The organism is Acidisphaera rubrifaciens HS-AP3 (assembly GCF_000964365.1).
Lineage (GTDB): Bacteria > Pseudomonadota > Alphaproteobacteria > Acetobacterales > Acetobacteraceae > Acidisphaera > Acidisphaera rubrifaciens.
Window position 1 is genome coordinate 1 of sequence record NZ_BANB01000666.1, and the last position, 2,541, is coordinate 2,541.

Consider the following 2,541-nt stretch of genomic DNA (forward strand, 5'->3'; position numbering starts at 1 on the left):
TTCCCGACCCCGGCGGCTTCGCCTATATCGGCCCGATGGCTGGAACATTACCGGAACCCTTCGCCGGCTGGTTCCGCGCCCAGGGCTGGGCGCCGCGCCCGCATCAGCTTGCCATGATCGACGCGGCCGCGCAGGGCGAAAGCGCGCTGCTGATCGCGCCGACCGGCGGCGGCAAGACGCTGGCGGGCTTCCTGCCCAGCCTGATCGACCTCGCCGCCGGGCAGGACGGCGCGGAGGCGGCGGCGCGCCTGCACACGCTCTATGTCAGCCCGCTGAAGGCGCTGGCGGTGGACGTGGCGCGCAACCTGCTGCGCCCGGCGGAGGAGATGGCGCTGCCGGTCCGCATCGAGACGCGCACCGGCGACACGCCCGCCGACCGCCGCCGCCGGCAGCGCGAGACCCCGCCCGACATCCTGCTGACGACGCCCGAGAGCCTGGCGCTGCTGATCTCGCTGCCCGACGCGCCGGCGCTGTTCGGCGGGCTGCGCGCGGTGGTGATCGACGAGGTGCACGCGCTCGCCGGCACCAAGCGGGGCGATCAGCTCGCGCTGTGCGTGGCCCGGCTGCGCGCCCTCGCCCCCGGCGTCCGGCGCATCGGCCTGTCGGCGACGGTGCCGCACCGGCAGGCGCTGATCGACTACATCGGCGCGGACCGGGTGATCGAGACGGCGGACGGCGCGCCGCCCGCGATCGGCATGCTGCTGCCGCAGGGGCGGCTGCCGTGGTCGGGGCACATGGGCCTCGACAGCGCGCCCGACATCCTCGCGCGCATACGCGACGCCGGCATGACGATCGTGTTCGTCAACACCCGCGCGCAGGCGGAGCTGATGTTCCAGGCGCTGTGGCGGATCAACACGGAGACCTTGCCGATCGCGATCCATCACGGCTCGCTGGAGGTCTCGGCGCGGCGGCGGGTGGAAGCGGCGATGGCGGCCGGCAGCCTGCGCGCCGTCGTCGCCACGTCCTCGCTCGATCTCGGCATCGACTGGGGCGGCGTCGATCAGGTGATCCAGGTCGGCGCCCCGAAGGGCGTCTCGCGCCTGTTGCAGCGGGTCGGGCGCGCCAATCACCGGATGGACCAGGCCTCGCGCGCGGTGCTGGTGCCCGCCAACCGGTTCGAGGTGCTGGAATGCGAGGCGGCGATCCTCGGCGTCGCGGCGCATGAACTCGACGGCGATCCGCCGCGGCCGGGCGGGCTCGACGTGCTGGCGCAGCATCTGCTGGGCTGCGCCTGCGCGGCCCCGTTCCATCCCGACGACATGTACGCGGAGGTCCGCGCGACCGGCCTGTATGCGTCGTTGAGCCGGCGGGATTTCGACGACGTGCTCGATTTCGTCGAGACCGGCGGCTATGCGCTGTCCGGCTATGAGCGCTGGCACAAGCTGTTCCGCGACAGCGAGGGGCGCGTGCATGTGCGAAACGCCCGCATCGCGCGGCAATGGCGGATGAACCTCGGCACCATCGTGGAGCAGCCGGTGCTCAAGCTGCGTCTGGTGGGCAGGTCGGGCCGTCCCGGTCCCTATCTGGGCGAGGTCGAGGAATACTTCGTCAGCATGCTGACGCCCGGCAACACCTTCATCTTCGCCGGCCGGCTGCTGCGCTTCATCCGCGTGCATCAGATGGTGGCCGAGGTGGCGGAGGGCGGCACCGGCGATCCGATGGTCCCCGCCTGGGCCGGCAGCCGCATGCCGCTGACGACCAATCTCGCGGACCGCGTGCGCGCCATGCTGCAGGCGCCCGAGACGTGGCACGCCTTCCCTGCCCCGGTGCAGGAATGGCTGGCGTTGCAGACCGCGCGCTCGCGCCTGCCGGGGCGGGCCGACCTGCTGGTGGAGACGTTCCCGCGCGGCGACCGCTGGTATCTCGTCGCCTACTGCTTCGAGGGGCGCAACGCGCATCAGACGCTCGGCATGCTGGTCACGCGGCGGATGGAGCGCTACGGCATGGCGCCGCTCGGCTTCGTCGCGACCGACTACGTGCTCGCGTGCTGGTCGGCGAACCAGCCGACGGACGTGGCACGGCTGTTCGAGCAGGACATGCTGGGCGACGACGTGGAGAGCTGGATGGCGGACAGCTCGATGCTGCGCCGCACCTTCCGCAATGTGGCGGTGATCGCCGGGCTGATCGAGCGCAACCATCCCGGCGCGGAGAAGTCGCGCAAGCAGGTGACGATGAACGCCGACCTGATCTACGACGTGCTGCGCCGGCATCAGCCGGACCATATCCTGCTGCGCGCGACGCGGGCCGATGCGGCGGGGGGGCTCACCGATCTCGGCCGTGTCGCCGGGATGCTGGCGCGCATCGACGGCCGCATCACCCACATGGCGCTGTCGCGCGTCTCGCCGCTCGCCGTGCCGGTGCTGCTGGAGATCGGGCGGGAGAGCGTGCGCACGACGGGCGCCGAGGAGATGCTGCTGGCCGAGGCCGAGGCGCTGGTGGCCGAGGCGACGGGCGCGGAGGGCGCGTCCCCTGCCCTCGCCGCGCCCGTGGACCTCGCCACCCCGGTCCCACCCGCGCGGGTGCACCCCGTCCACCGCGCCA

General features: G+C 72.8%; 1 protein-coding gene. It reads left to right on the forward strand.

Annotation, left to right across the window (positions count from 1 at the left end; all coding sequences use genetic code 11):
- Positions 1 to 35 precede the first annotated feature (35 nt).
- On the forward strand, positions 36 to 2,541 hold a 2,506-nt coding region (locus B8460_RS16075; RefSeq protein WP_084623749.1), incomplete at its 3' end, for a ligase-associated DNA damage response DEXH box helicase.